Raw genomic sequence first — 21,657 nt, forward strand, 5'->3', positions numbered from 1 at the left:
CGCTTTCATAGCCCGATTTCCATACCAAGGAGACAAACGATGAAATCCCCCCGCAAGACCGTCCTTCGCGTGGCCGCGCTGTCGGCGCTGGTGTGCGGCGCCCTCGGCGCCCTGAGTGCGCAGGCCCAGGACAAGCCCGTCGAACTCAAGTTCGCGCACTGGCTGCCGGGCACGCACCCGCTGTCCAAGCTCGGCTTCGAACCCTGGGCCAAGTCGGTGGAAGCGGCCTCCAAAGGCTCGATCAAGGTGATGCTGTTCCCCGCGCAGCAGCTGGGCAAGGCCGCTGACCACTACGACATGGCGCGCGACGGCATCGCGCAGATGACCTGGGTGAACCCCGGCTACCAGGCCGGCCGCTTCCCGCTCATCGCGGCCGGCGAACTGCCCTTCCTGCTCGGCAAGCCCGGCCCGGCCTCGGCCGCGCTGGACCAGTGGTACCGCAAGTACTCGGACAAGGAAATGAAGGACGTGAAGTTCTGCTTCGCGCACGTGCACGTGGGAACCTTCCACTCCAAGAACCCCATCACCGAACCTGGCCAGCTCAAGGGCCTGAAGATCCGCTCGGCCAACGGCACCGTGGCGCAGACCATGAGCCTGCTGGGTGCCACCAACGTGCAGGTCTCGGCGCCCGAGTCGCGCGACGCGATCCAGAAAGGCCTGGCCGACGCCATCACCTTCCCCTGGGGTTCCATCATTTCCTTCGGCATCGACAAGGCGGTGAAGTACCACAGCGACATGCGCTTCTACGCCTCCGACTTCGTCTGGGTGATGAACAAGCCCTGGTACGACGGCCTGGCCGCCGGCCAGAAGAAGGTCATCGATGACCACTGCAACAACGAATGGGCCGGCAAGGTCGGCGCCAGCTGGGGCGACGAAGAGGACAGCGGCCGAGAGAAGCTCGAGAAGACCGCCGGCCACACGCTGGTGAAGATCTCGCCCGCGCAGATGGATGCCTGGAAGAAGGCCGTGCAGCCGATCTACGCCGATTGGGTGAAGGCCGCCAGCGCCACCGGCGTCAACGGCCAGGCCGCGCTCGATGAGCTGCGCAAGGAGCTGGCCGCCCGCGGGGGCGCGAACTGATGAAGCGGCTGCTGTCGGTGGTCGAGACGCTGGCCGCGCTCTCGCTGCTCGTCATCGCGCTGCTGACGGCGGGCAACGTGCTCGTGCGCTACACCTTCGGCTGGCAGGTTCCCGACTGGTTCGACGGCACGCAGATGCTGCTGGGCATCGCGATGTTCTGGGGCATCGCGCTGGCCACCTGGTACGGCAACCACATCGCGGTCGACCTGCTGTGGGAGGCCCTGGGCCCGCGCGGCAAGCGCGTCATCGACGTGCTGGCCACCGCCGTGACCCTGGCGTTCCTGGTGCCGCTGGCCTGGATGGTCTGGGTCAAGGTGGGCGGCACGGGCAGCCAGGGCACCATGGACCTGCGTCTGCCGCTCAAGTGGTTCTACAGCGCGGCCGCTGTGGGCGCCACCGTGGCCGCCGTGCTGGCCGCGGTGCGCCTGGGGCTGCTGCCCTTTGGCCGCGAGGCGCACGCCGAGGCCGTTGACGAGATCACCGCAGAGGGCGTTCATGGATCGTGACCTGGTGGCCCTGCTGGGCTTCGTCGGCATGTTCGCGCTGATGGCGCTGCGCGTGCCCATCGGCGTGGCCATGGGCATTGCGGGCGTGGCGGGCTTCGCCGCGCTCAGCGGCCTCACGCCCGGCCTGAACCTGCTGGCCAATGTGCCGCTGTCGGTGCTGACCGACTACAACCTCATCGTCATCCCGATGTTCATCCTGATGGGGGCCTTCGCCTCGCATTCGGGCATGAGCGCCGAGCTGTTCGCGGCCGGCCGCGCCTGGCTGCACCACCGCCGCGGTGGCCTGGCGCTGGCCTCGGTGGCGGCCTGTGGCGGCTTCTCGGCCATCAATGGTTCGTCGGTGGCCACGGCCGCCACGATGACGCAGGTGGCGCTGCCCGAGATGCGCCGCGCCGGCTACGAGCCCGGCATTTCGGCCGGCCTCATCGCGGCCGGCGGCACGCTGGGCATCATGATCCCGCCCTCGGTGATCCTGGTGCTCTACGGCATCATGACCGAGGTGGACATCACCGCGCTGTTCGCGGCCGGGGTGATACCGGGCCTGATGGCGGTGATCTTCTACTCGCTGGTGGTGGCCATCATCGCCCGCGTGAAGCCCGAGTGGATGCCGCGGGGCGAGCGCCACGGCTGGGCCGAGCGATTCGCCAGCCTCAGGCCGCTGTGGGCCGTGGTCGTGCTCTTCGTGTTCGTGCTCGGCGGCATCTACGGCGGCCTGTTCACGGTGCAGGAGGCGGCGGGCGTGGGCGCCACGGGCACGCTGGTGATCGGCATGGCGCGCGGGCGCCTGCGCTGGCCGCAGATCAAGGAGGCGCTGATCAGCGCGCTGCGCGTGTCCTCGGCCATCATGACCATCGTCGTCGGCGCCTACCTGTTCGGCTACTTCCTCACCATCACCCAGTTCACCCAGAACGCGGTGGAATTCCTGGTGAACCTGCCGATCGGGCCCTATGGCGTGCTGGCGCTCATCATGCTGGGCTACCTGGTCCTGGGCGCGGTGATGGACGAACTGGCCATGCTGCTGCTCACGGTGCCCATCGTGTTTCCCGCGATGGTGCACCTGGGCTTCGACCCGGTCTGGTTCGGCGTGATCGTGGTGATGGCGGTGACCTTCGGCATGATCTGCCCGCCCGTGGGCATGAACGTGTTCGTCATCAATTCCATTGCGCGCGACCTGTCGCTGGGACACATCTACCGGGGCACCATGCCGTTCATCGCGGCGGACGTGGTCCGGCTGTTCATCCTCTGCGCCTTCCCCTCGCTCTCGCTCTGGCTGCCCGGCCTGCTGGCCTAGGCGGGGCCTTCCCGCGATCCGGCGCCCCCCCGGCCCCACGGCCGGTGGGGCCGTTCGCGTTCACCTGCGACAATCGCGCCCCTGGCCCCTGCCTCGATGGTGAAATTGGTAGACACAGCGGACTTAAACTCCGCCGCTTGCCCGCAAGGGGGCGTACCGGTTCGACCCCGGTTCGAGGCACCAGGCGCTTTCCGCGCGGGGGCCTAGGTTTTTTCCGGACAGCCCGGTAGAGTGAGTTTCCATGAGCAGCCGATACGACGCCCCTTTTGAAATCCACGTGCACGGTGACGTGCCCCTGCGCGAGGACGTGGTGTTCGAGCAGATCCAGGAGGCCCTCAAGCCCCTGTGGCAGTACGCGGGCGGCCGCTCGCTCGCGGCGGTGGCCGAGAGCAGCTACGAGGACGAGCCTGGCATCCGCTTCGACGCCGAGTCGCACACCCTGCAGATTTGCTGGACGGTCAATGGCGACGAGGACTTCCGCCAGGCCGTCGAGGACGCCTGCATGGGCCTGAACGAAATCGCCTCGGCCGGCGCGCCGCTGGAGGTGTCTTTCTACGACACCGAGTTCGACGAGGAAGACGAGAACAACGAGGAAGAGGCGCGCGACGATTTCGTCATGTGCTTCGTCGGTCCCACGCCCGCGGCCATCATGCAGGTGCAGCGCGACCTGCTGGTGCAGGACGTGGTGCAGGTGATGGAGCGCCACTTCGACGCCTCCGAGCTGGGTGACGTGGTGGCCTCGATCGACAAGCTGTTCAACCAGCGCTTCGACGCCCTCGTCAGCTCCATGCAGCTGGGCAAGCCGCCGCGCGGCCACGGCCCCTCGGGCCACGGCGGACCGCGCAAACCGCGGCACCTGCACTGATGCTCGCCAGCGCCCTGAACCCTGGCGTGCGCAAGCGCGAGGTGTTCGGCTGGGCGATGTACGACTTCGCCAACTCCGGCTACACCACGGTGGTGCTCACCGCCGTGTTCGCGGCCTATTTCGTCGGTGGGGTGGCCGGCGGTGCCCATTGGGCCACCTTCGCCTGGACCGCCGCGCTCAGCCTGTCCAACCTGATCGTGATGTTCACCGTCCCTGCCATGGGCGCCTGGGCCGACCGGCACGCCGCCAAGAAGCGCCTGCTGATGCTCACCACCCTGGGCTGCGTGGCCGCCACGGCGGGCCTAGCCCTGGTGCAGCCCGGCGCGGTGGCGCTGGGCGTGGTGCTCATCGTGCTGTCCAACGTCTGTTACGCCTGGGGCGAGTCGTTCATCGCGTCCTTCCTGCCCGAGATCGCCCGGCCGGAGGCCATGGGCCGGGTGAGCGGCTGGGGCTGGAGCCTGGGCTACGTGGGCGGCATGCTCACGCTGGGCCTGTGCCTGGCCTATGTGCTGTGGGCCCAGGCCCAGGGGCAGAAGGCGGGCCAGTTCGTGCCCGTCACCATGATCGTCACCGCCGCCATCTTCGGACTGGCCTCGCTGGTCACGCTGTCGCTGCTGCGCGAGCGCGCCCAGCCCCAGGCCGGGCGCGAGGGCGGCTGGCGCGCCTCGCTGCGCCGGCTGCGCGCCACCTTCCAGCAGGCGCGCCATTACCGCGACTTCATGTGGCTGCTGGCCTGCACGGCGGCTTACCAGGGGGGCGTGGCCGTGGCCGTGGCGCTGGCGGCGATCTACGCCGAGCAGGTCATCGGTTTCGCGCAGCAGGAAACCATGGCGCTGATCTTTGTGCTCAACATCGCGGCCATGGCGGGGGCCTTCGCCTTCGGTTACGGGCAAGACCGCCTGGGCCACAAGCTCGCGCTGAGCCTCACCCTGCTGGGCTGGATCGCCACCTGCGTGATCGCCGCGCTCAGCACCACCAAAGGCATGTTCTGGTACGCCGCCGCCATCGCGGGCCTGTGCATGGGCTCCAGCCAGTCGGCCGGACGCGCCATGGCCGGCATGCTGGCGCCGCCCGCGCAGCTGGCCGAGTTCTTCGGGCTGTGGACCTTCGCCGTGCGCGTGGCCAGCATCGTGGGGCCGCTCAGCTACGGCGCCATCACCTGGATGACCGGTGGCAACCAGCGCCTGGCCATCGTGTCCACCGCCTTGCTGTTCGCGCTGGGGCTGCTGCTGCTGCTGCCGGTGAACATGCGGCGCGGGCGCGAGGCCGCGCTCACCGCGCCGAGCACCGCTCAGCTCTGAGGCGACCGCACCTCGGCCGGCAGGTCCAGCCACTGCCGCGTGGCGCGCCGCAGCGCCTCGGGATGGCCGGTGCAGCGCCACGTTGGCGAGGGCCGGGCCTCGCCCTTTCCCGGTTCGGCGCCCGGCAGCAGGTGCCGCGCGCGGCGCGCCACCGCTTCGGCCGGATCGATCAGTGCGATCGGCCCCTCGCTGGCGGCCAGCCAGGCCTCGCGCACCAGCGGGTAGTGGGTGCAGCCCAGCACCAGGGTGTCGATGGCCGGGGCGTCGTCCAGCAGCGCCCGCAGGTGGCGGTGGCACAGGGCCCGTGCGAGCGTTTCGTCGCCGCGTTCGATGGCATCGGCCAGGCCGTCGGCCGCGCGCTCGTGCACGCTGGGCCTGCCGGCCGCGTCCGCCAGGCAGGCCGAGCGCAGGGCCTGGTAGCGCGCGCTGTTCAGCGTGGCGCGCGTGGCGACCACGCCCACGCGGCCGCTGCGCGTGGCGGCCAGGGCCGGGCGCAGGGCGGGCTCGATGCCCACGATGGGCAGGTCAGGGTGTTCTTGCCGCAGCGCGTCGATCGCCACGGCGGTGGCCGTGTTGCAGGCCAGCACCAGCAGGTCCAGGGACTCGTGGGCCCGCCAGTCGCGCACCAGGGCGGCGACGCGCCCCCGCAGCGCCTCGGCGGGCCGCTCGCCATAGGGCGCCCAGGCGTTGTCGGCCAGGTAGCTCAGGTGGGCGCCCGGCAGCGCGGCGCGAAGGGCGCGCCAGACGCTCAACCCGCCGACGCCGCTGTCGAAGACACCGACAGCGGTGACGGGACCAGCGCTCAAGCGGTGGCCAGCGCGATGCCCTTGAACTCGCCCGAGGCGATGCGCTGGCTCCACTCGGCCGGGCCGGTGATGTGCGCGCTGGTGCCGCCGGCGTCCACGGCCACGGTCACGGGCATGTCGACCACGTCGAACTCGTAGATGGCTTCCATGCCGAGGTCTTCGAAGCCCACCACCTTGGCCGTCTTGATGGCCTTGGACACGAGGTAGGCCGCGCCGCCCACGGCCATGAGGTAGGCGCTCTTGTGCTGTTTGATTGCCTCGATGGCGACCGGGCCGCGCTCGGCCTTGCCGATCATGGCGATCAGGCCGGTCTTCTCCAGCATCATGCCGGTGAACTTGTCCATGCGCGTGGCGGTGGTGGGGCCCGCGGGGCCCACGGCCTCGTCGCGCACCGGGTCCACCGGGCCCACGTAGTAGATGACGCGGTTGCTGAAGTCCACCGGCAGCTTCTCGCCCTTGGCCAGCATGTCCTGGATGCGCTTGTGCGCGGCGTCGCGGCCGGTGAGCATCTTGCCGTTGAGCAGCAAGGTCTGGCCGGGCTTCCAGCTGGCCACTTCTTCCTTGGTGAGGGTGTCCAGGTTGACGCGCGTGCTCTTGTTGTAGTCGGGCGCCCAATGCACGTCGGGCCACAGGTCCAGGCTGGGGGCGTCCAGGTAGGCGGGGCCGCTGCCGTCGAGCACGAAGTGCGCGTGGCGCGTGGCCGCGCAGTTGGGGATCATGGCCACGGGCTTGCTGGCCGCGTGGGTGGGGTACATGGCGATCTTCACGTCGAGCACGGTGGTGAGGCCGCCCAGGCCCTGCGCGCCGATGCCCAGGGCGTTGACCTTCTCGTGCAGCTCCAGGCGCAGCTCTTCCACCTGCGTCAGCTTCTCGCCCTTGGCGGCCTTGGTCTGCAGCTCGTACATGTCGAGGTCTTCCATGAGCGACTGCTTGGCCATCAGCATGGCCTTTTCGGCCGTGCCGCCGATGCCGATGCCCAGCATGCCCGGCGGGCACCAGCCCGCGCCCATGGTGGGCACGGTCTTGAGCACCCAGTCCACCAGCGAGTCGCTGGGGTTGAGCATCACGAACTTGCTCTTGTTCTCGCTGCCGCCGCCCTTGGCGGCGACGGTCACGTCGACGGTATTGCCCGGAACGATCTCGGTGAAGATGACCGCGGGCGTGTTGTCCTTGGTGTTCTTGCGCGCGAACTGCGGGTCGGCCACCACGCTGGCGCGCAGGGTGTTGTCGGGGTGGTTGTAGCCGCGGCGCACGCCTTCGTTGATGGCGTCGTCCAGGCTGCCGCTGAAGCCCTCGAGCCGCACGTCCATGCCGATCTTGAGGAAGACGTTCACGATGCCGGTGTCCTGGCAGATCGGCCGGTGCCCGGTGGCGCTCATGCGGCTGTTGGTGAGGATCTGCGCGATGGCGTCCTTGGCCGCGGGGCTCTGCTCGCGCTGGTAGGCGCGGGCCAGGTGGGCGATGTAGTCGGCGGGGTGGTAGTAGCTGATGTACTGCAGCGCACCGGCGATCGATTCGATGAGGTCGTCGGCCTTGATGGTGGTGGGCATGGTCGGTCGTGGGCTGGGGGGTGGATAACCTTGGGATTATCCCTCTGCGGAAATGGGCCCGCAGGCAGGGGGCCGGGCCGGCCCCTGGCGCTGGCTGACATACCGCCCATGCACCCACTGGCCCCCTCGGCGACCCGGTGCCGCGGACCGACCTCGTCCTGGCGCTGGCGCGCATCTGGTACACGGCCGAGACGGGCGCGATCGGTTCCAAAGCACACGCGGCCGACTGCCTGCCGCGCCGCCGCCTCAGGTCCGCCGCCGCCAGAACAATGACACCGAGGCCAGGTAGCGAAGCATCTTCATGAGCGACGACCGGCCTTCCGCGGTGGCGAAGGAATAGAACATCACGATCAGCAACAACCAGGGCATGTAGTAGATCCACAGCTGCGCCCACCAGCCCGGCATGAAGCGAAAGACCGAGTCCAGCAGCAACAGGGGCAGCAGAAGCAGGGCGATCAGATTGAGCGCCAGGGTCGCGATCCGGGTGACCACCGTGGCCGGGCGGTCGTGGTCCTTGTGGATCGCCACCTCGGCAATGGCGCCGTGCAGCACGGCGCCCGCCACTTCGGGCAGCTGATCGCCTGTTTGCGAGTAGATGATGTCCAGCTCGATGGAGTCCTTGGGGTTGAGCCGGTCAAAGTCGAGGCGGATGCTGGCCTCATTCGGTACGGGCAAGGCTCTCCAGCCCGACGACTCGCTGCGCCGCTCGGACATGGCGAGGATGGCCAGGGCATTCTTCAGTTGGAGCGTCAGGGGTGTCGCCACGAGGTTGCTGGCGATCTGGTGCGGCCCCTTGGCCACGAAGCGGACCCGCAGCCGGCTGGCCTCCTGAACCTCCACCCCGTTCACCGTGATGTTGAGCGATTGGGCCGTGGACGAGCTGTCGACAAAGATCTCGTCCGAGATGACCTCCCAATGCAGCTCCTTCGTGCGGATGGAGCGCACGTAGAAGTAGTACGAGATGAGCGCCGAGGCGATGACGCCGAGGATGAATGCGCCCAGTGTGCTGCCGAGGTAATACTCGATGCCGGCGATGAAGGGGCGATTCGGGTCGTAAGGCCGGCGGCTGATGTCAAGGCTGTACTTCAGGCTGGCGGGGTCCTTCGCGCCCAGCTCGTCCGCCGGGATCAGCACGAAGTGCTCAGGCGCCTGGGACGCCTGGAAGGTGAACACCGCGGAGCGGTCTTGGCGGCTGACATCGTCCTGCCAGGCGATGACCTGATTCTTGTCGTCCAGCAGCACCAGCATCGGGTCGAAGTCGTTGGACGAGGCGCGGATGGTGTACCAGTCCTTGCTGTCCTTGACGGTCGGCACCGAGAACCAGTGCGCGGGTTGGGACTGGAACGGTGTGGCCGGGTTGAGCCCCTGCCCGTCGCTCTTCTTGACGTCGGCCCGAACGGCGCGCGGCAAGGGGGGAACGAGCGCCGGCGCATGGGCATCGATCACCCACAGGCTATAGGGCACAGGGGTTTGCGAAGCGTCCCCGCCCACCATGATTTCCAGGCGGTCTCCGGCGCTCACCGTCACTGACAGCTGCTGGGTGGCGAGCCGCGACGGGTGGGGCTGAGCGGTTTTCAGCAACTGCCCGTTCTGCAGGACCGCGAGCACCAGGCGGCGCGTGTCGGAATGCGCCGAGATGTTCAGTTCGCCCTGGGTATCGGCGGTGAACACATGCCTGACGTGGTGGGGCAGCCGAACGTCCGCCACCGCGTTTTGCGAGAGGAATGCCGTCGACCCTCCGTGGATCTGCCCGTTGTGCAGTTTTCCGGCCACGACGGGAATCGGGTCCGCGTGGGCGGCGGGGTCCGCGGCCACCGACAGCTTGGCGAGCATGAGCATGGTCAGGGCGATCGCCAGCACGACAACGCAGGGCAAACCGGAGGTGATGCGCATGGTGGGCCTTGAATAGTGCAGGGTCGGGATGGGTCAGCGCCGCGCTTTTGCCTGGCGCCGCCAGTACTGGAACTCGTCCTCGTGGAACTCGATGTCGAGTTCCTGCATGCGTTGCTGAAGCCGCTCCTGCAGCTGGGCCACCGTCTGGTTGTAGACCAGGGGGCCGATCTCTTCGAGGAAGAAGTTCAGCAGCGCGCCGGCACCGATGTTGCCGATGCGCTGGTCGAGCGCTTCCTGGAAGTAGCGTTCGATGGAGGCGATGGCCTGCGCGCGTTCGTCGCGGGAGAGTTCGATGGGCATGGCGTGGCGTGGCGTGGTCGATGCAGGGTCAGTAGACGGCGAAGCGCCCGGTCCATTTCCGCTCGTAGTCCATCTTGGCGAAGTGCCCCGCCATGAAGTCGATGAAGGCGCGGACCTTGGCCGAGAGGTGCTTGCGGCTGGGGTAGGCGAGGTTGATGGTGAGGTGGGGCAGGTCCCAGTCCTCCAGCACCGGCACCAGGCGGCCGGCCACGATGTCGTCGTAGACGATGTAGCTGGGCTGGATCAGGATGCCCATGCCGTCGAGCGCGGCGGCGCGCACGATCTGGCCGTCGTTGGTCTCCAGCAGGCCCTTGATCTGGATGGTTTTCTGTTCGCCCGTGGCCACCTGGGTGAAGCGCAGTTCGTTCGGTGTGTTGGCGTGCAGGTAGACCAGCAGCTTGTGCTGCTGCAGGTCGTCGAGCCCCTTGGGAAAGCCGTGCCGGGCCAGGTAGCCCGGCGAGGCGGCCAGCACGCGGCGCGTTTCGCCCAGGCGGCGGATGGTGATGTTGCTGTCGGGCTCGTACTCGCGCGTGCGGATGGCCACGTCGATGTTGTTGTCGATGATGTCCAGGTAGCGGTTGGCCGCCTCCACGTGCACGCTCACATGGGGGTAGCGCTCGGTGAACTCGCGCAGCAGCGGCGCGATGTGGTGCATGGAAAAACTCAGCGAGGCCGTCACGCGCAGCAGGCCCGTGGGGTTGAGCGCCGCGGCGTTCACGTCGGACTCGGCGTCGCGCAGGTCGCTCAGGATGTTGCGCGCGCGCTGGAAGAACTCCTGTCCGGTGTCGGTGAGGTACAGGCGGCGTGTGTTGCGCTCCACCAGGCGCACGCCCAGGCGCTCCTCCAGCGCCGCCAGGTGGCGGCTGGCGCTGGCGTTGCTCAGGTTCAGGGCTTCGGCCGCGCGCGACAGGCTGCCGGTCTCGGCCACCTGCACGAACAGTTCGATCTCGGTCCAGCGGTCCATCGGCTCTCTCGTCGTCTCCGGGTTGTCCCTTGGTTTCTTTCGCTCGCCGGAAAAGTCTTTTGTTTCCCTGGCATTGGTTTTCCATTTCGGGCCGCCTACATTCTGCCGCCACGGTGGCCCCGCGGCACCCAACCGGAGAGACGACGGTGAGGAACCTCAACCAGGACAACATCACCCAGGCGGTCATCGCCCGCCTGGCCCAGACGCCCGACCCGCGCCTCAAGCAGGTGCTGACCAGCCTGGTGCAGCACCTGCACGCCTTCGCCCGGGAGGTGAAGCTGACCGAGGCCGAATGGGCCTATGGCATCGACTTCCTCACCCGCGTGGGCCACACCTGCGACGAGCAGCGCCAGGAGTTCATCCTGCTGTCGGACACGCTGGGCCTGTCGATGCTGACGGTGGCGCTGAACAACCACAAACCCCCGGGCTGCACCGAGGCCACGGTGTTCGGGCCTTTCCACGTGGAAGGCGCTCCCGAGGTGCCGCACGGCGCCGACGTGGCCAACGGCGCGCCCGGCCGGCCCTGCGAGGTGTCGGGCCGCGTGCGCGGCCTGGGTGGCGAGCCGGTGGCGGGCGCGGTCATCGACGTCTGGCAGGCCGACGCCGACGGCCTGTACGACGTGCAGCGCGAGGGCCTGGCCGAGCCGCAGGGCCGGGCGGTGCTGCGCAGCGACGCCGAGGGGCGCTTTCACTTCCGCAGCGTGGTGGCCGAGCCCTACCCCATCCCCAACGACGGTCCGGTGGGCGAGATGCTCACGGCCACCAAGCGCCACCCCTGGCGGCCCGCGCACCTGCATTTCCGCCTGCAGGCGCCCGGCTACGAGACCCTGGTGACGCACGTCTTTCGCGACGGCGACCCCTACCTCGATTCCGACGCCGTGTTCGGCGTGCGCAGTTCCCTGGTGGCTGATTGGGTGGAACAACCCGACGGCCGCGTGACCCTGGATTTCGATTTCGTGTTGAACCCGTCCCGCTGATTTCGCCCCCCCTGAGACACAACGAGGAGACAAGACCATGACGATCAAGAAACGCGCTTTCGTGGCCAGTGCCCTGGCCGCCGCCCTGATGGCCGCGGGCCTCGCCCCGGCCCACGCGGCGCAGACCTTCAAGCTCACCATCGCGTCCAGCCACCCCACCTCGCTGCCCTGGGTGGGGTTGATGAGCACGCTCTTCGTGCCCGAGGTGAACAAGCGCGTGGAGGCCCTGGGCAAGGGCTACAAGATCGAATGGAAAGAGGCCTACGGTGGCCAGCTCTACAAGATGAACGCCACGCTCACCAGCGTGGGCCAGGGCATCGCCGACATCGGCTGGGTGTTCGCCAACCTCGAAGCGGCCAAGATGCCGCTGACCCAGTACGCCACCGTCACACCCTTCGCCACCGGCGACGTGCGCACCCTGCTGCAGGTGGCCAACGAGCTGAACGAAAAAATCCCCGCGCTCAAGGCCGAGTGGGACCGCAACAATCTGGTGTTCCTGGGCGCCTCCGGCGTGGACACCTACCACCTGTTCACCAAGAGCCCCATCAGCACCTACGCCGATCTCAACGGCAAGAAGATCTCCGCGCCCGGCGCGCTGGGCCTGTGGCTCAAGGGCTCGGGCGCGGTGCCGGTGGACGGCTCGCTCACCAGCTACTACACCGACATCCAGACCGGCGTGAGCGAGGGCACCATCTCCATCGCCACCGGCATCCTGCCCAGCAAGGTGTACGAGGTGGCGCCCTATGTCACCACGGTGGACATCGGCGCGCTCTACAACGGCGGCATGGCCATCAACAAGGACACCTTCAACGGCCTGCCGCCCGAGGTGCAGAAGATCATCAAGGACGTTGGCCTGGAGTACTCGCGCGTGCTGGGCGACACGCTCATGCAGCGCTACGAGGCCGCGCTCAAGGCCATCGGCGAGCAGGGCGCCAAGCAGGCCGTGCCGGTGAAGATCGCGCCCATGGCCCCCGGCGAGCGCGAGAAGTGGGCCAAGACCATGCCCAACATCGCGGGCGACTGGGTCAAGGCCAATGCCTCGCGCGGCCCGGCCGCGCAGATCGTGAAGACCTACCTGGAGGAACTGCGCAAGCGCGGCGCCAAGCCCCTGCGCGACTGGGACAAGGAACTCTGATCGCCCTTCATGAGCTACGAAGCCAACACCAACCTGGAAGAGGCGCCGGTCCCGACGGCGCCGTCCAGCCCTTTCGGGCACGTGGTCGACGCGCTCAACGGTCTGGGCTCGATCGTCATCGCGCTCGTCATGGTGCTGATGTGCGCCGACGTGTTCATGCGCAACGCCTTCAACCACCCCCTCGACGGCGTGGCCGAGATGGTCGCGGCCTCGATCATCGTGATCGTGTTCCTGCAACTGCCGGCCACGCTGCGCCATGGCCGCATGAGCCGCGCCGACCTGTTCATCGACCCCTTCGTGGCCCGGCGGCCCAAGGCGGGCAAGCGCCTGCGGGCGGTGTTCTCGCTCGCGGGCGTCTTTGCCAGCGGCGTGATCGCCTACGCCACCTGGCCGCTGTTCCAGCGCGCCTGGGCGAACAATGAGTTCTTCGGCGTCGAGGGCGTGTTCACCTTCCCCACCTGGCCGATGCGCATCGTGGTGTTCGTGGGCGCGGCGCTGGCGGCGCTGCAGTACGCGCTGCTGGCCTGGCAGGACTGGCGCGAGAGCGCCGCCGCCGAGGCGAAAGGGGGCCGGCCGTGAGCGATCTGGTCCTGGGCTTCCTCGCCATCGGCGGCATGCTCGCCCTCATCATCCTGGGCATGCACATCGGCGTGGCGCTCGTCGTCAGCTCCTTCGTCACGGTCTGGCTGATGCGCTCGCCCGAGATCGCCGCACGCTTCGTCGGTGCGGCGGCCAACGACGCGATCCGCGACTACCTCTTCGGCGTGGTGCCGCTGTTCGTGCTCATGGGCATGTTCGTGAGCGTGAGCGGGGTAGGGCGCGACACCTTCGACGTGTTCCAGTGGTTGCTGCGCAAGCTGCGCGGCGGCCTGGGCCTGGCCACGGTGGGCGCCAACGCGGTGTTCGCGGCCATCACCGGCATCTCCATCGCCTCGGCCTCGGTGTTCACCAAGGTGGCCGTGCCCGAAATGATGCGCCACGGCTATACGCCGCGCTTTTCGGTGGGCGTGGTCGCGGGCTCGTCCATCCTGGGCATGCTGATCCCGCCTTCGCTGCTCATGATCATCTACGGCGTGATCGCCGAGGAGTCCATCGGCCGCATGTTCCTGGCCGGCGTGCTGCCCGGCCTGCTGCTGGCCCTGCTGTTCTGCGGGCTGATCGTCGGCATGGCCTACCTGCGCCCCGCCAGCATCTACAGTGCGGGCGCGCCGGCTCCGGCGGCCGAGCAGGACACCGAGACCCTGCACAGCGCCGCGGTGAAGTTCCTGCCCATCCTGCTGCTCATCGTGCTGGTGCTGGGGGGGCTGTACAGCGGCTTCTTCACGCCCACCGAGGCCGGTGCCGTGGGTGCGGCGGGCGCCTTCGTGATCGCCATCGCCCGCCGCCGCCTGACCTGGCGCAAGCTGTGGAACGTGCTCACCGAAACGGGCTATGTGTCGGTGTCGGTGCTGTTTCTCATCGTGGCGGCCTCGCTCTACAGCCGCATGCTCGCGCTCACCGGCATGCCGGCGGCCATCACCACCGGCATCACCGACATGGGCCTGGGCCCCTGGGGCTTCCTGGCGGCCTACCTGCTCATCGTCATCGCGCTGGGCTGCATCATCGATTCGGTCTCGATCATGCTGATCATGCTGCCCATCGTGCTGCCCATCGCCACCAGCTTCGGCATGGACCTGATCTGGTTCGGCGTGCTCACCGTCCTGGCGGTGGAGATCGGTCTGCTCACGCCGCCTTTCGGCGTGTCGGTCTACACGGTCAAGAGCGCGCTCAACAACCCCGCGATCTCCATCAAGGACATCTTCGCCGGCGCCTTTCCCTTCGTGCTGGTGATGGTGCTGTCCCTGGTCATCCTCGCCATCTTCCCCAGCCTGTCCACCTGGCTGGCGCGCATGTGAACCCATGATCTACGTCTTCCACCTTCTCGACAAACCCGGCGGCCTCGAACTGCGCCAGCGCATGCGCCCCGAACACAAGGCCTACCTGGGCGCCATGGCCGAGCGCATCGCCTTCGCCGGCCCCCTGTTGGCCGACGACGGCGCCACCATGGTGGGCAGCGTGCTGGCCATCGACTTCGACAGCCGCGAGGCCGCGCTGCAATGGCAGGCGCAGGAGCCGTTCACGCGGGCCGGGCTGTACGCCAGCGTGTCGGTCCATGCGTTCCAGAACCTGTGGCCTCAGAAGGCCGGATTCCCGCCCAAAGCCTGAGCCGACACATGCCCGTGGTCAAACACATCGTGATGTGGAACATCCTCGGCGACAGCGCGGAGGAGAAGGCCAGCAACACACAGCGCCTGAAGGCCGCCTTCGAGGGCATGCGCGGGCGCATCCCGGGCCTGCTCGCGCTGGAGATCGGCGTGGACGTGAGCCGCGTGGATTACGCCTGTGACGTGGTGCTCTATTCCGAGTTCGAGACAGCACAAGCCCTGGCCGACTACGCTTCGCACCCCGAGCACCTGCGCGTGCGCCAGGCGCTCGAAGGCCTGCGCATCGCGCGCCACCAGGTCGACTACTTCCCCAACTGATGCCCGAACCGAAAGGACCCTTCTCCGTGACCCCCCTGGACAACGCCGCCCTCGACACCCTGTTCCTGAAGGCGCGCACCGCCAACGGCTTCCTCGACAAGCCCGTGCCCGAGGCGCTGCTCAAGCAGGTGTACGAGCTGGCCGCGCTCGGCCCCACCTCCATGAACACCCAGCCCACGCGCTACGTGTTCCTGAACTCGAAGGCAGCGCGCGAGCGCCTGCTGCCGGCCATGCTGCCGGGCAACCTGGACAAGACGCGCACCGCGCCGGTGACCGTGATCGTGGCCACCGACACCCGGTTCTACGAGTACATGCCCCAGGTCTGGCACCGCGAGGGCGCCAAGGAGAACTTCGAGGCCAACGCGGCCCTGGCCGCCGGCACCGCCACGCGCAATGGCACCCTCGGCGGCGCCTACTTCATCGTCGCGGCGCGCGCCCTGGGCCTGGACTGCGGTCCCATGAGCGGTTTCGACATCGGCAAGGTCGACGCCGAGTTCTTCCCCGATGGCCGCTGGAAGACCAATTTCCTGATCAACCTCGGCTACGGCGACGACAGCCTGCTGTTCAAGCGCAATGCGCGCCTCAGTTTCGACGAGGCCTGCCGCGTGCTCTGAGCGGGCCGAGCGACGGACACAAAAAAGCGCGGCCGGGCCGCGCTTTTTTTCATGCCGGGACGGGGCCGGGCGCCGCTCACTGCACCTTGGCCTTGTCGCGCAGGTCCTGCTGGTACTTCTGCATCTTCTGCTGCGCCAGTTGTTGCGCGATCTGCGGCTTGAGATCTTCCAGCTTGGGGATCTCCGCGTCGCGGATGTCGTCCACGCGGATCACGTGCCAGCCGAACTGGCTCTGCACCGGCGCGTCGGCCAGCTGGCCCTTTTCCAGTTTGAGCAGGGCCTGCGAGAACTCGGGCACGTAGTTCGCCGCGGGCGCCCAGTCCAGGTCGCCGCCGTTGGCGCCGGAGCCCGGGTCCTTCGACTGCTTCTTGGCGATGTCTTCGAACTTGGCGCCTTTCTTCAGGCTGGCGATGATGGCCTTGGCCTCGTCTTCCTTCTCGACCAGGATGTGGCGGGCCTTGTACTCCTTGCCGGCGCTGGCGGCCGCGAATTTGTCGTACTCGGCCTTGATCTCCTCGTCGGTCACCGGGTGCTTCTTCTGGTAGTCGGCGAAGAGGGCGCGGATCATGATGGTCTGGCGCGCCAGCTCCATCTGGTTCTTGAACTCGGTGGTGTTGGCCACGCCCTTCTTCTGCGCTTCCTGCATGAAGATCTCGCGCAGCACCACCTCTTCCTTGATCTGCGCGCGCACGGCGTCGTCCACCGGCCGGCCCGTGGCCTCGATCTGCTGCACCAGCGCGTCGACGCGCGCCGTGGGCACGGGCTTGCCATTGACGATGGCCACGTTCTGCGCGGCCGCCCAGGGAGCGGTGGTGATCAGCGCCGCCGCGGTCAGTGCCGTGAGGGTGACTTTCATGGAAATCCTCGGAGTTGGAGAAAAAGGGGTTGGAGCCGACGCGCCCGCGCGGGTTCGCGGGGGATGTGACAGAAGGTAGCCGGGGGCCGTGTCAGCGCTGGATCTCGATGGCCAGGGCGTGCAGCCCGGCGTCGGTGAAATGACGCAGGGCATCATACACAAGGCGATGCTGCGCTACCCGGCCCAGTCCGGCGAAGGCGGGCGCCGCGATGCGCACCCGGAAGTGCGTGCCGTAGCCCAGGCCATTGGCGCCCGAGTGGCCCGCGTGCGCGGCGCTTTCGTCGATGACTTCCAGGGCGCTGGGCGCGAGGGTGTCGCGCAGCCGCGCCTCGATGGCGGCAGCGGTGGGGGCGGTGGGGACGCTGGGGCTCATGGGGGGTCAGGTTTCGGAGCGGGGCTCGTCGTCCTTGATGTGGCGCGCGATGTACAGGCCCTGCGCGACGATGAAGAGCACCGGGAAGATGTAGCCCCAGAGCTTGAAGTTCACCCATTGCTCGGTGGTCTGATAGGCGGCGAACCAGGCGTTGATGGCGGCCATGAACAGGAAGTAGCCGATCCAGGCCACCGTCAGGCGCGCCCACACGGGCTGGGGCAGGGTGAGCTGGCTGCCCAGCAGCATCTGCAGGAAGTTCTTCTTCCAGCCCCACAGCGCGGCGCCCAGCACCACGGCCATGCCCGCGTAGAGCACCGTGGGCTTCCATTTGATGAAGCGCTCGTCCTGCAGCACCAGGGTGAGCACGCCGAACACCAGCACCAGCACCAGCGTGATCTTGTGGATGTTCTGCAGCTTGCGGTCGATGGCGTAGACGATGCCGCATTGCGCCACGGTGGCGGCCATGAGCACCCCGGTGGCGAGGTAGATGCCCTGCATCTTGTAGGCGGCGAAGAAGAGCAGGATGGGGAAGAAGTCGATCAGCAGTCGCATGGGTGCGATTATCCGTGGAGCCCGCGCCAGGGAACCGCGGCGGGGCCGGGCGGCTCTGATGTCCGGCCGCCGCCTGGCGGCCATTCCCGTTCGTCGTCTGGAGATTTCATGAGCCCGCAAGAACAGCAAGCCATCCTCACCATCGCCCTCATGGCCGCCCTGGCCGACGGCGCCAAGGCCGACGCCGAGCGCGAGAGCATCCGCGGCATTGCCGAATCCCTGGGCGGGGAGGGCGGGGCCGCCGGCCTGGCCCGGGTGTACCAGGACGTGCTGCTCAAGCGGGTGGACCTGGCGGCCTGCGTGGACCGGCTGGGCGACCCGGGCCAGCGGGAGCTGGCCTACGAAATGGCGGTCTGCGTGTGCGACGCCGACGGCGCCCGCTCCCCGGCCGAAACGGCGTTCCTGGCCGACCTGAAGGCGCGGCTGCGGCCGGATGCGGCCGAATCGGCGGCGTTCGAGAAGGCAGAGGCCGAGCTGGTGGACGTGGCCGCCAGCGTGGTGCCCGTGGCGGTGGCTGCCGCCGCGGCCCCGGCCGCCAGCGAGCGGCGCGGGCCCGACGGGGCGGCGCTGGACAAGTCCATCCTGAACTACGCGCTGCTCAACGGCGCGTTGGAGCTGCTGCCGCAGTCCTGGGCCTCGATGGCCATCATTCCGCTGCAGGTCAAGATGGTCTACGAGATCGGCAAGGCGCACGGCGTGGAGCTGGACCAGGGCCACATCCGCGAGTTCATCGCGGCGGTGGGCGTGGGCCTGACCTCGCAGTACCTGGAGCAGTTCGGCCGCAAGCTCATCGGCGGCCTGCTGGGCAAGGCCGCGGGGCGCGCGCTGGGCGGGGTGGGCCGCGCGGCCACCGGCATGGCGTTCTCCTTCGCCACCACCTATGCGCTGGGACAGGTGGCCAAGCGCTACTACGCGGGCGGGCGCCAGATGAGCACGGACCTGCTCAAGCAGAGCTTCCAGGACCTGCTGGGCCCGGCCAAGCAGATGCAGGCGCAGTACCTGCCGCAGATCCAGCAGAAGGCCGCCACCCTGGACGCGGGGCAGGTGATGGCGATGGTGCGCGGGCGCTGAGCGCGCCGCTCAGGCGGGCGCCGGCGCGCCCTCGCGCATGACCGCCGCCGCGATGTCCAGCGAGCGCAGGCGCAGCGCCGGGTCGAACACGTCGCTGACGAGGATGAACTCGTCGGCCTCGGTCAGGTCGGCCAGGCGCTGCAGGCCCGCGCGCACCGAATCGGGGCTGCCGATGACGGCGGCGGCCAGGAAATCGCCGATGCCCTGGCGCTCGTGCGGGGCCAGCGAGGCCACGAAGCCTTCGACCGGCGGCGGCAGCTGCCCGCGCTTGCCGGTCAGGATGCCCAGCACCCGCTGGTAGGTGCTGCTGGCCAGGTACTCCGCCTCCTCGTCGGTCGGCGCGGCGATCAGCGGCACGCCGATGGCGGCGTAGGGCTTGGACAGGGTCTCGGAGGGCTGGAACTCGGCGCGGTAGACCTGCAGCGCCTGCAGCAGCAGGCGCGGCGCGAAGTGCGAGGCGAAGGCAAAGGGCAGGCCACGCTGCGCCGCCAGCCGGGCCGAGAACAGGCTGGAGCCCAGCAGCCAGATCGGCACGTTCGTGTTCTGCCCCGGCACGGCCACCACGCGCTGGCCCGGCTGCACCGGGCCCAGGAAGGCGGCCAGCTCGGCCACCTCGCGCGGGAAATCGGCTTCGGTCTCCACGCGGTCGCGCCGCAGCGCGCGCATGGTCAGGCCGTCGGTGCCGGGCGCGCGGCCCAGGCCCAGGTCGATGCGGCCCGGGTACAGCTCGGCCAGGGTGCCGAAGGCCTCGGCCACCACCAGCGGCGCATGGTTGGGCAGCATCACGCCGCCCGAGCCCACGCGGATGCGCTGCGTCGCGCCCGCGATGTGGCCCACCAGCACGGCCGTGGCCGAGCTGGCGATGCCGCTCATGTTGTGGTGCTCGGCCAGCCAGTAGCGCGTGAAGCCCAGGCGCTCCACGTGCTGGGCGGTCTGGCGCGCGATGGCCAGGGCGTCGGCCACGCTGCCGCCTTCGCGCACGGCGACGAGGTCGAGCATGGACAGTCGGATGTCGGCGAGGTTCGGCATCGGCTCACTTCTCCTGCAGGTCGATGGCGGCCGAGTTCATGCAGTAGCGCAGGCCGGTGGGCGCGGGACCGTCCTCGAACACATGGCCCAGGTGGGCGCCGCACTGGCTGCACACGGTTTCGGTGCGCACCATGCCGTGGCTGCGGTCGCTGATCTCGGTGATGGCGCCGGGGACGGCCTTCCAGAAGCTGGGCCAGCCGCAGCCGGCGTCGAACTTGGTGCCGGCGTCGAACAGGTGGTTGCCGCAGCAGACGCAGTGGTAGCTGCCATCGGCCCACACCTCTTCGTACTTGCCGGTGAAGGGGCGCTCGGTGTAGGCCCGGCGCGTGACCTCGAAGGCGCCGGGCTCGGCGCCCTTGGCGGCGAGGATCTCGCGCCACTCGGCTTCGGTTTTCTTGATGGGGAAGTCCATGTCGGCGGTCCTTTCAGGAGGAGCAGCTGATTTCGATGTGCTGCGCCCAGTCGGGGGGGAAGGCGGCGAGGTCGTCCTCGCCGGTTCGTTCGTCGAACGGGGCCGCCAAGGCTTTCAGCAGCCGGTCGACCTCGCTGAAATCGCCTTGCTGGGCGCGTTCGATGGCGGTCTGCGCCAGGTGGTTGCGCAGCACGATGCGGGGATTGACGCGGTGCATGGCGGCCGCGGTGGCGGCGCCGTCGAAGCCGGGCTGGGCGCGCAGGCGCGCCTGCCAGCGAGCCGCCCAGGCGTCAAAGGCCTCGCGCTGCAGGAAGAGGTCGCGCACGGGGTCCAGTCGGCCCTCGGCGGCGTCGCCCAGGCGGCGGAACAGGATGGTGAAGTCCACCGCGTCCTTCGCCATGAGCTGCATGAGCGATTCGACCAGCTCGGCGTCGCCGTCCCGCGTGTCTGCCAGGCCCAGCTTGGCGCCCATGCGGCGCGTGAGCGCGGCGGGGAACAGGGCCTTGTAGGGCTCCAGCGCGTCGAGCGCCTGTTGCTGCTCGTCCATCAGCGGCAACAGGGCCTGGCCCAGGCAGAAGAGGTTCCAGTAGGCCACGTTGGGCTGGCGGTGGTAGGCGTAGCGCCCGCCATGGTCGCTGTGGTTGCAGATGTGCGCCGGGTTGAAGGCGTCCATGAACTGGAAGGGGCCGTAGTCGATGGTGAGGCCCAGAATGCTCATGTTGTCGGTGTTCATCACGCCGTGGCAGAAGCCCACGGCCTGCCATTGGGCCATCAGCTCGGCGGTGCGTGCGCTCACGGCCTGCAGCAGCCGGGCGTAGGCGTTGCCATGGCCGTCGCGGCATTCGGGGTACCAGCTGTCGATGACGAAGTCGGCCAGGCGGCGCAGCTCGGCGGTGTGGCCGTTGGCCGAAAAGTGCTCGAAGTGCCCGAAGCGGATGAAGCTGGGCGCCACGCGCGCCACCACGGCCGCGGTTTCCACCGTCTCGCGGACCACCGGCTGCGGCGAGCCGGTGAGGCTGAGCGCGCGGGTGGTCGGTATGCCCAGGCCGTGCATGGCCTCGCTGCACAGGTACTCGCGGATCGAGCTGCGCAACACGGCGCGGCCGTCGCCCATGCGCGAGTAGCGCGTGAGGCCGGCGCCCTTGAGCTGCACCTCCATCGGCCCCTGGGGCGTGTCCAGCTCGCCGAGCAGGATGGCCCGGCCATCGCCGAGCTGGCCGGCCCAGACGCCGAACTGGTGTCCGCTGTAGACCGTGGCCAGCGGCCGCGTGCCCTCGACGGGCAGCGAGCCCGCCAGCGCCCGCACGGCATCGGCCTGGCGCAGGCGCTGCGGGTCCAGCCCCAGGGCGGCGGCCAGCGGGGCGTTCAGGCCGATCGGGTGGGGGTCGGGCAGCGGGGTGGGCTGCACCTCGGTGAAAAAGGCCGGCCCCAGGTCGGCGAAGCGGTGGCGCCAGGGCCGGGCGAGGTCCAGCGCCGCGGGCGCGGCGAGCGCGGTGTCGTTCATGCGGTGAATTGTCCCCGCAGGGGGTATTCCGGCGTGGCACCAGGGCCATGGCGGAT

The 21,657-nt window shown here is 68.9% G+C and carries 25 protein-coding genes and 1 tRNA gene; 15 read left to right on the top strand and 11 right to left on the bottom strand.

The window, feature by feature from the left end:
* Positions 1-39 precede the first annotated feature (39 nt).
* From DY262_RS01825 to DY262_RS01850, 6 genes are all read left to right on the top strand, one after another.
* Positions 40-1,080 carry a TRAP transporter substrate-binding protein gene (locus DY262_RS01825; RefSeq protein WP_181936379.1) on the top strand — a complete coding sequence of 347 codons (1,041 nt, stop codon included), beginning with the start codon at positions 40-42 and terminating at the stop codon, positions 1,078-1,080.
* Positions 1,080-1,586: a TRAP transporter small permease gene (locus tag DY262_RS01830; RefSeq protein ID WP_116957270.1), complete on the top strand. Its 507-nt coding sequence runs from the start codon at positions 1,080-1,082 to the stop codon at positions 1,584-1,586. The genes DY262_RS01825 and DY262_RS01830 overlap by 1 nt, the downstream gene beginning before the upstream one ends.
* Positions 1,576-2,877, top strand: a complete 1,302-nt coding sequence (locus DY262_RS01835) for a TRAP transporter large permease (RefSeq protein WP_116957271.1) — start codon at positions 1,576-1,578, stop codon at positions 2,875-2,877. Before DY262_RS01830 ends, DY262_RS01835 begins: the two co-directional genes overlap by 11 nt.
* A 90-nt stretch (positions 2,878-2,967) precedes the next feature.
* A tRNA-Leu gene (locus DY262_RS01840) sits at positions 2,968-3,060 on the top strand.
* Between the two features lie 58 nt (positions 3,061-3,118).
* Positions 3,119-3,742, top strand: a complete 624-nt coding sequence (locus DY262_RS01845; protein WP_116957272.1) for a DUF6806 family protein — start codon at positions 3,119-3,121, stop codon at positions 3,740-3,742.
* A complete protein-coding gene (locus DY262_RS01850; protein WP_116957273.1) occupies positions 3,742-5,043 on the top strand; it encodes an MFS transporter in 1,302 nt (433 codons plus the stop codon). The genes DY262_RS01845 and DY262_RS01850 overlap by 1 nt, the downstream gene beginning before the upstream one ends.
* Here DY262_RS01850 and murI read toward each other — a convergent pair.
* A complete protein-coding gene (murI, locus tag DY262_RS01855) occupies positions 5,034-5,849 on the bottom strand; it encodes a glutamate racemase (RefSeq protein ID WP_116957274.1) in 816 nt (271 codons plus the stop codon). The two genes, DY262_RS01850 and murI, sit on opposite strands and share 10 nt — an antisense overlap.
* Complete coding sequence (locus DY262_RS01860; RefSeq protein ID WP_116957275.1) at positions 5,846-7,399, bottom strand: fumarate hydratase; 1,554 nt, start codon at positions 7,397-7,399, stop codon at positions 5,846-5,848. Before DY262_RS01860 ends, murI begins: the two co-directional genes overlap by 4 nt.
* A 137-nt stretch (positions 7,400-7,536) precedes the next feature.
* Between DY262_RS01860 and DY262_RS22200 the strand changes: the two genes are divergently transcribed.
* Entirely contained in the window at positions 7,537-7,704 is a 168-nt protein-coding gene (locus tag DY262_RS22200; RefSeq protein WP_116957276.1) for an aminoglycoside adenylyltransferase domain-containing protein, read from the top strand.
* Here DY262_RS22200 and DY262_RS01870 read toward each other — a convergent pair.
* The 3 genes from DY262_RS01870 to DY262_RS01880 are packed head-to-tail and all read right to left on the bottom strand — an operon-like array spanning position 7,646 to position 10,556.
* Positions 7,646-9,292, bottom strand: a complete 1,647-nt coding sequence (locus DY262_RS01870) for a hypothetical protein (protein WP_116957277.1) — start codon at positions 9,290-9,292, stop codon at positions 7,646-7,648. The genes DY262_RS22200 and DY262_RS01870 overlap by 59 nt on opposite strands.
* 33 nt (positions 9,293-9,325) lie before the next feature.
* Complete coding sequence (locus DY262_RS01875) at positions 9,326-9,592, bottom strand: DUF2164 domain-containing protein (protein WP_116957278.1); 267 nt, start codon at positions 9,590-9,592, stop codon at positions 9,326-9,328.
* A gap of 28 nt (positions 9,593-9,620) precedes the next feature.
* Positions 9,621-10,556 carry a LysR family transcriptional regulator gene (locus DY262_RS01880; RefSeq protein ID WP_070398361.1) on the bottom strand — a complete coding sequence of 312 codons (936 nt, stop codon included), beginning with the start codon at positions 10,554-10,556 and terminating at the stop codon, positions 9,621-9,623.
* A 146-nt stretch (positions 10,557-10,702) separates the two neighbouring features.
* Between DY262_RS01880 and DY262_RS01885 the strand changes: the two genes are divergently transcribed.
* From DY262_RS01885 to DY262_RS01915, 7 genes are read left to right on the top strand one after another with little or no spacing between them, the layout of a single operon-like run.
* Positions 10,703-11,533, top strand: coding sequence for an intradiol ring-cleavage dioxygenase (locus tag DY262_RS01885; protein WP_116957279.1), 831 nt, complete (start codon positions 10,703-10,705; stop codon positions 11,531-11,533).
* A 37-nt stretch (positions 11,534-11,570) separates the two neighbouring features.
* Positions 11,571-12,668: a C4-dicarboxylate TRAP transporter substrate-binding protein gene (locus DY262_RS01890; RefSeq protein ID WP_116957280.1), complete on the top strand. Its 1,098-nt coding sequence runs from the start codon at positions 11,571-11,573 to the stop codon at positions 12,666-12,668.
* A 9-nt stretch (positions 12,669-12,677) separates the two neighbouring features.
* Positions 12,678-13,247 carry a TRAP transporter small permease subunit gene (locus DY262_RS01895; RefSeq protein ID WP_116957281.1) on the top strand — a complete coding sequence of 190 codons (570 nt, stop codon included), beginning with the start codon at positions 12,678-12,680 and terminating at the stop codon, positions 13,245-13,247.
* Positions 13,244-14,563, top strand: a complete 1,320-nt coding sequence (locus tag DY262_RS01900) for a TRAP transporter large permease (RefSeq protein WP_116957282.1) — start codon at positions 13,244-13,246, stop codon at positions 14,561-14,563. The genes DY262_RS01895 and DY262_RS01900 overlap by 4 nt, the downstream gene beginning before the upstream one ends.
* A gap of 4 nt (positions 14,564-14,567) precedes the next feature.
* Positions 14,568-14,873 (top strand): YciI family protein, encoded by a 306-nt coding sequence (locus DY262_RS01905; protein WP_116957283.1) that lies wholly within the window; start codon positions 14,568-14,570, stop codon positions 14,871-14,873.
* Positions 14,874-14,881: 8 nt separating this feature from the next.
* On the top strand, positions 14,882-15,190 hold the full coding sequence (locus DY262_RS01910; RefSeq protein ID WP_181936380.1) for a Dabb family protein: 309 nt from the start codon (positions 14,882-14,884) through the stop codon (positions 15,188-15,190).
* Positions 15,190-15,804 carry a malonic semialdehyde reductase gene (locus tag DY262_RS01915; protein ID WP_116957284.1) on the top strand — a complete coding sequence of 205 codons (615 nt, stop codon included), beginning with the start codon at positions 15,190-15,192 and terminating at the stop codon, positions 15,802-15,804. The genes DY262_RS01910 and DY262_RS01915 overlap by 1 nt, the downstream gene beginning before the upstream one ends.
* Before the next feature lie 76 nt (positions 15,805-15,880).
* Here DY262_RS01915 and DY262_RS01920 read toward each other — a convergent pair whose 3' ends face one another.
* The 3 genes from DY262_RS01920 to DY262_RS01930 all read right to left on the bottom strand — a co-directional run bounded on the left by DY262_RS01920 (position 15,881) and on the right by DY262_RS01930 (position 17,585).
* On the bottom strand, positions 15,881-16,660 hold the full coding sequence (locus DY262_RS01920) for a peptidylprolyl isomerase (protein ID WP_116957285.1): 780 nt from the start codon (positions 16,658-16,660) through the stop codon (positions 15,881-15,883).
* 91 nt (positions 16,661-16,751) lie between these two features.
* A complete protein-coding gene (locus tag DY262_RS01925) occupies positions 16,752-17,033 on the bottom strand; it encodes a BolA family protein (protein WP_116957286.1) in 282 nt (93 codons plus the stop codon).
* 6 nt (positions 17,034-17,039) lie between these two features.
* Complete coding sequence (locus tag DY262_RS01930) at positions 17,040-17,585, bottom strand: septation protein A (protein ID WP_116957287.1); 546 nt, start codon at positions 17,583-17,585, stop codon at positions 17,040-17,042.
* A gap of 108 nt (positions 17,586-17,693) precedes the next feature.
* Between DY262_RS01930 and DY262_RS01935 the strand changes: the two genes are divergently transcribed.
* Positions 17,694-18,656, top strand: a complete 963-nt coding sequence (locus tag DY262_RS01935; protein ID WP_116957288.1) for a YcjF family protein — start codon at positions 17,694-17,696, stop codon at positions 18,654-18,656.
* Positions 18,657-18,665: 9 nt separating this feature from the next.
* On the opposite strand, the gene DY262_RS01940 is transcribed toward DY262_RS01935, so the two are convergent.
* The 3 genes from DY262_RS01940 to DY262_RS01950 are packed head-to-tail and all read right to left on the bottom strand — an operon-like array spanning position 18,666 to position 21,601.
* A complete protein-coding gene (locus DY262_RS01940) occupies positions 18,666-19,685 on the bottom strand; it encodes an LLM class flavin-dependent oxidoreductase (protein ID WP_116957289.1) in 1,020 nt (339 codons plus the stop codon).
* Positions 19,686-19,689: 4 nt separating this feature from the next.
* On the bottom strand, positions 19,690-20,097 hold the full coding sequence (gene msrB, locus DY262_RS01945; protein ID WP_116957290.1) for a peptide-methionine (R)-S-oxide reductase MsrB: 408 nt from the start codon (positions 20,095-20,097) through the stop codon (positions 19,690-19,692).
* A gap of 13 nt (positions 20,098-20,110) precedes the next feature.
* Positions 20,111-21,601, bottom strand: a complete 1,491-nt coding sequence (locus DY262_RS01950; protein WP_116957291.1) for a protein adenylyltransferase SelO — start codon at positions 21,599-21,601, stop codon at positions 20,111-20,113.
* Positions 21,602-21,657: the final 56 nt, after the last annotated feature.

This window comes from Hydrogenophaga borbori (genome assembly GCF_003417535.1).
GTDB classification, from domain to species: Bacteria; Pseudomonadota; Gammaproteobacteria; order Burkholderiales; family Burkholderiaceae_C; genus Hydrogenophaga; species Hydrogenophaga borbori.

Excerpts from the sequence above, each read along its gene's own strand:
- DY262_RS01825 (WP_181936379.1), top strand. The coding sequence starts at position 40 with ATGAAATCCCCCCGCAAGACCGTCCTTCGCGTGGCCGCGCTGTCGGCG.
- DY262_RS01830 (WP_116957270.1), top strand. The coding sequence starts at position 1,080 with ATGAAGCGGCTGCTGTCGGTGGTCGAGACGCTGGCCGCGCTCTCGCTG.
- DY262_RS01835 (WP_116957271.1), top strand. The coding sequence starts at position 1,576 with ATGGATCGTGACCTGGTGGCCCTGCTGGGCTTCGTCGGCATGTTCGCG.
- DY262_RS01845 (WP_116957272.1), top strand. The coding sequence starts at position 3,119 with ATGAGCAGCCGATACGACGCCCCTTTTGAAATCCACGTGCACGGTGAC.
- DY262_RS01850 (WP_116957273.1), top strand. The coding sequence starts at position 3,742 with ATGCTCGCCAGCGCCCTGAACCCTGGCGTGCGCAAGCGCGAGGTGTTC.
- DY262_RS01860 (WP_116957275.1), bottom strand. The coding sequence starts at position 7,399 with ATGCCCACCACCATCAAGGCCGACGACCTCATCGAATCGATCGCCGGT.
- DY262_RS01870 (WP_116957277.1), bottom strand. The coding sequence starts at position 9,292 with ATGCGCATCACCTCCGGTTTGCCCTGCGTTGTCGTGCTGGCGATCGCC.
- DY262_RS01875 (WP_116957278.1), bottom strand. The coding sequence starts at position 9,592 with ATGCCCATCGAACTCTCCCGCGACGAACGCGCGCAGGCCATCGCCTCC.
- DY262_RS01880 (WP_070398361.1), bottom strand. The coding sequence starts at position 10,556 with ATGGACCGCTGGACCGAGATCGAACTGTTCGTGCAGGTGGCCGAGACC.
- DY262_RS01890 (WP_116957280.1), top strand. The coding sequence starts at position 11,571 with ATGACGATCAAGAAACGCGCTTTCGTGGCCAGTGCCCTGGCCGCCGCC.
- DY262_RS01895 (WP_116957281.1), top strand. The coding sequence starts at position 12,678 with ATGAGCTACGAAGCCAACACCAACCTGGAAGAGGCGCCGGTCCCGACG.
- DY262_RS01905 (WP_116957283.1), top strand. The coding sequence starts at position 14,568 with ATGATCTACGTCTTCCACCTTCTCGACAAACCCGGCGGCCTCGAACTG.
- DY262_RS01910 (WP_181936380.1), top strand. The coding sequence starts at position 14,882 with ATGCCCGTGGTCAAACACATCGTGATGTGGAACATCCTCGGCGACAGC.
- DY262_RS01915 (WP_116957284.1), top strand. The coding sequence starts at position 15,190 with ATGCCCGAACCGAAAGGACCCTTCTCCGTGACCCCCCTGGACAACGCC.
- DY262_RS01920 (WP_116957285.1), bottom strand. The coding sequence starts at position 16,660 with ATGAAAGTCACCCTCACGGCACTGACCGCGGCGGCGCTGATCACCACC.
- DY262_RS01925 (WP_116957286.1), bottom strand. The coding sequence starts at position 17,033 with ATGAGCCCCAGCGTCCCCACCGCCCCCACCGCTGCCGCCATCGAGGCG.
- DY262_RS01930 (WP_116957287.1), bottom strand. The coding sequence starts at position 17,585 with ATGCGACTGCTGATCGACTTCTTCCCCATCCTGCTCTTCTTCGCCGCC.
- DY262_RS01935 (WP_116957288.1), top strand. The coding sequence starts at position 17,694 with ATGAGCCCGCAAGAACAGCAAGCCATCCTCACCATCGCCCTCATGGCC.
- DY262_RS01940 (WP_116957289.1), bottom strand. The coding sequence starts at position 19,685 with ATGCCGAACCTCGCCGACATCCGACTGTCCATGCTCGACCTCGTCGCC.
- msrB (WP_116957290.1), bottom strand. The coding sequence starts at position 20,097 with ATGGACTTCCCCATCAAGAAAACCGAAGCCGAGTGGCGCGAGATCCTC.
- DY262_RS01950 (WP_116957291.1), bottom strand. The coding sequence starts at position 21,601 with ATGAACGACACCGCGCTCGCCGCGCCCGCGGCGCTGGACCTCGCCCGG.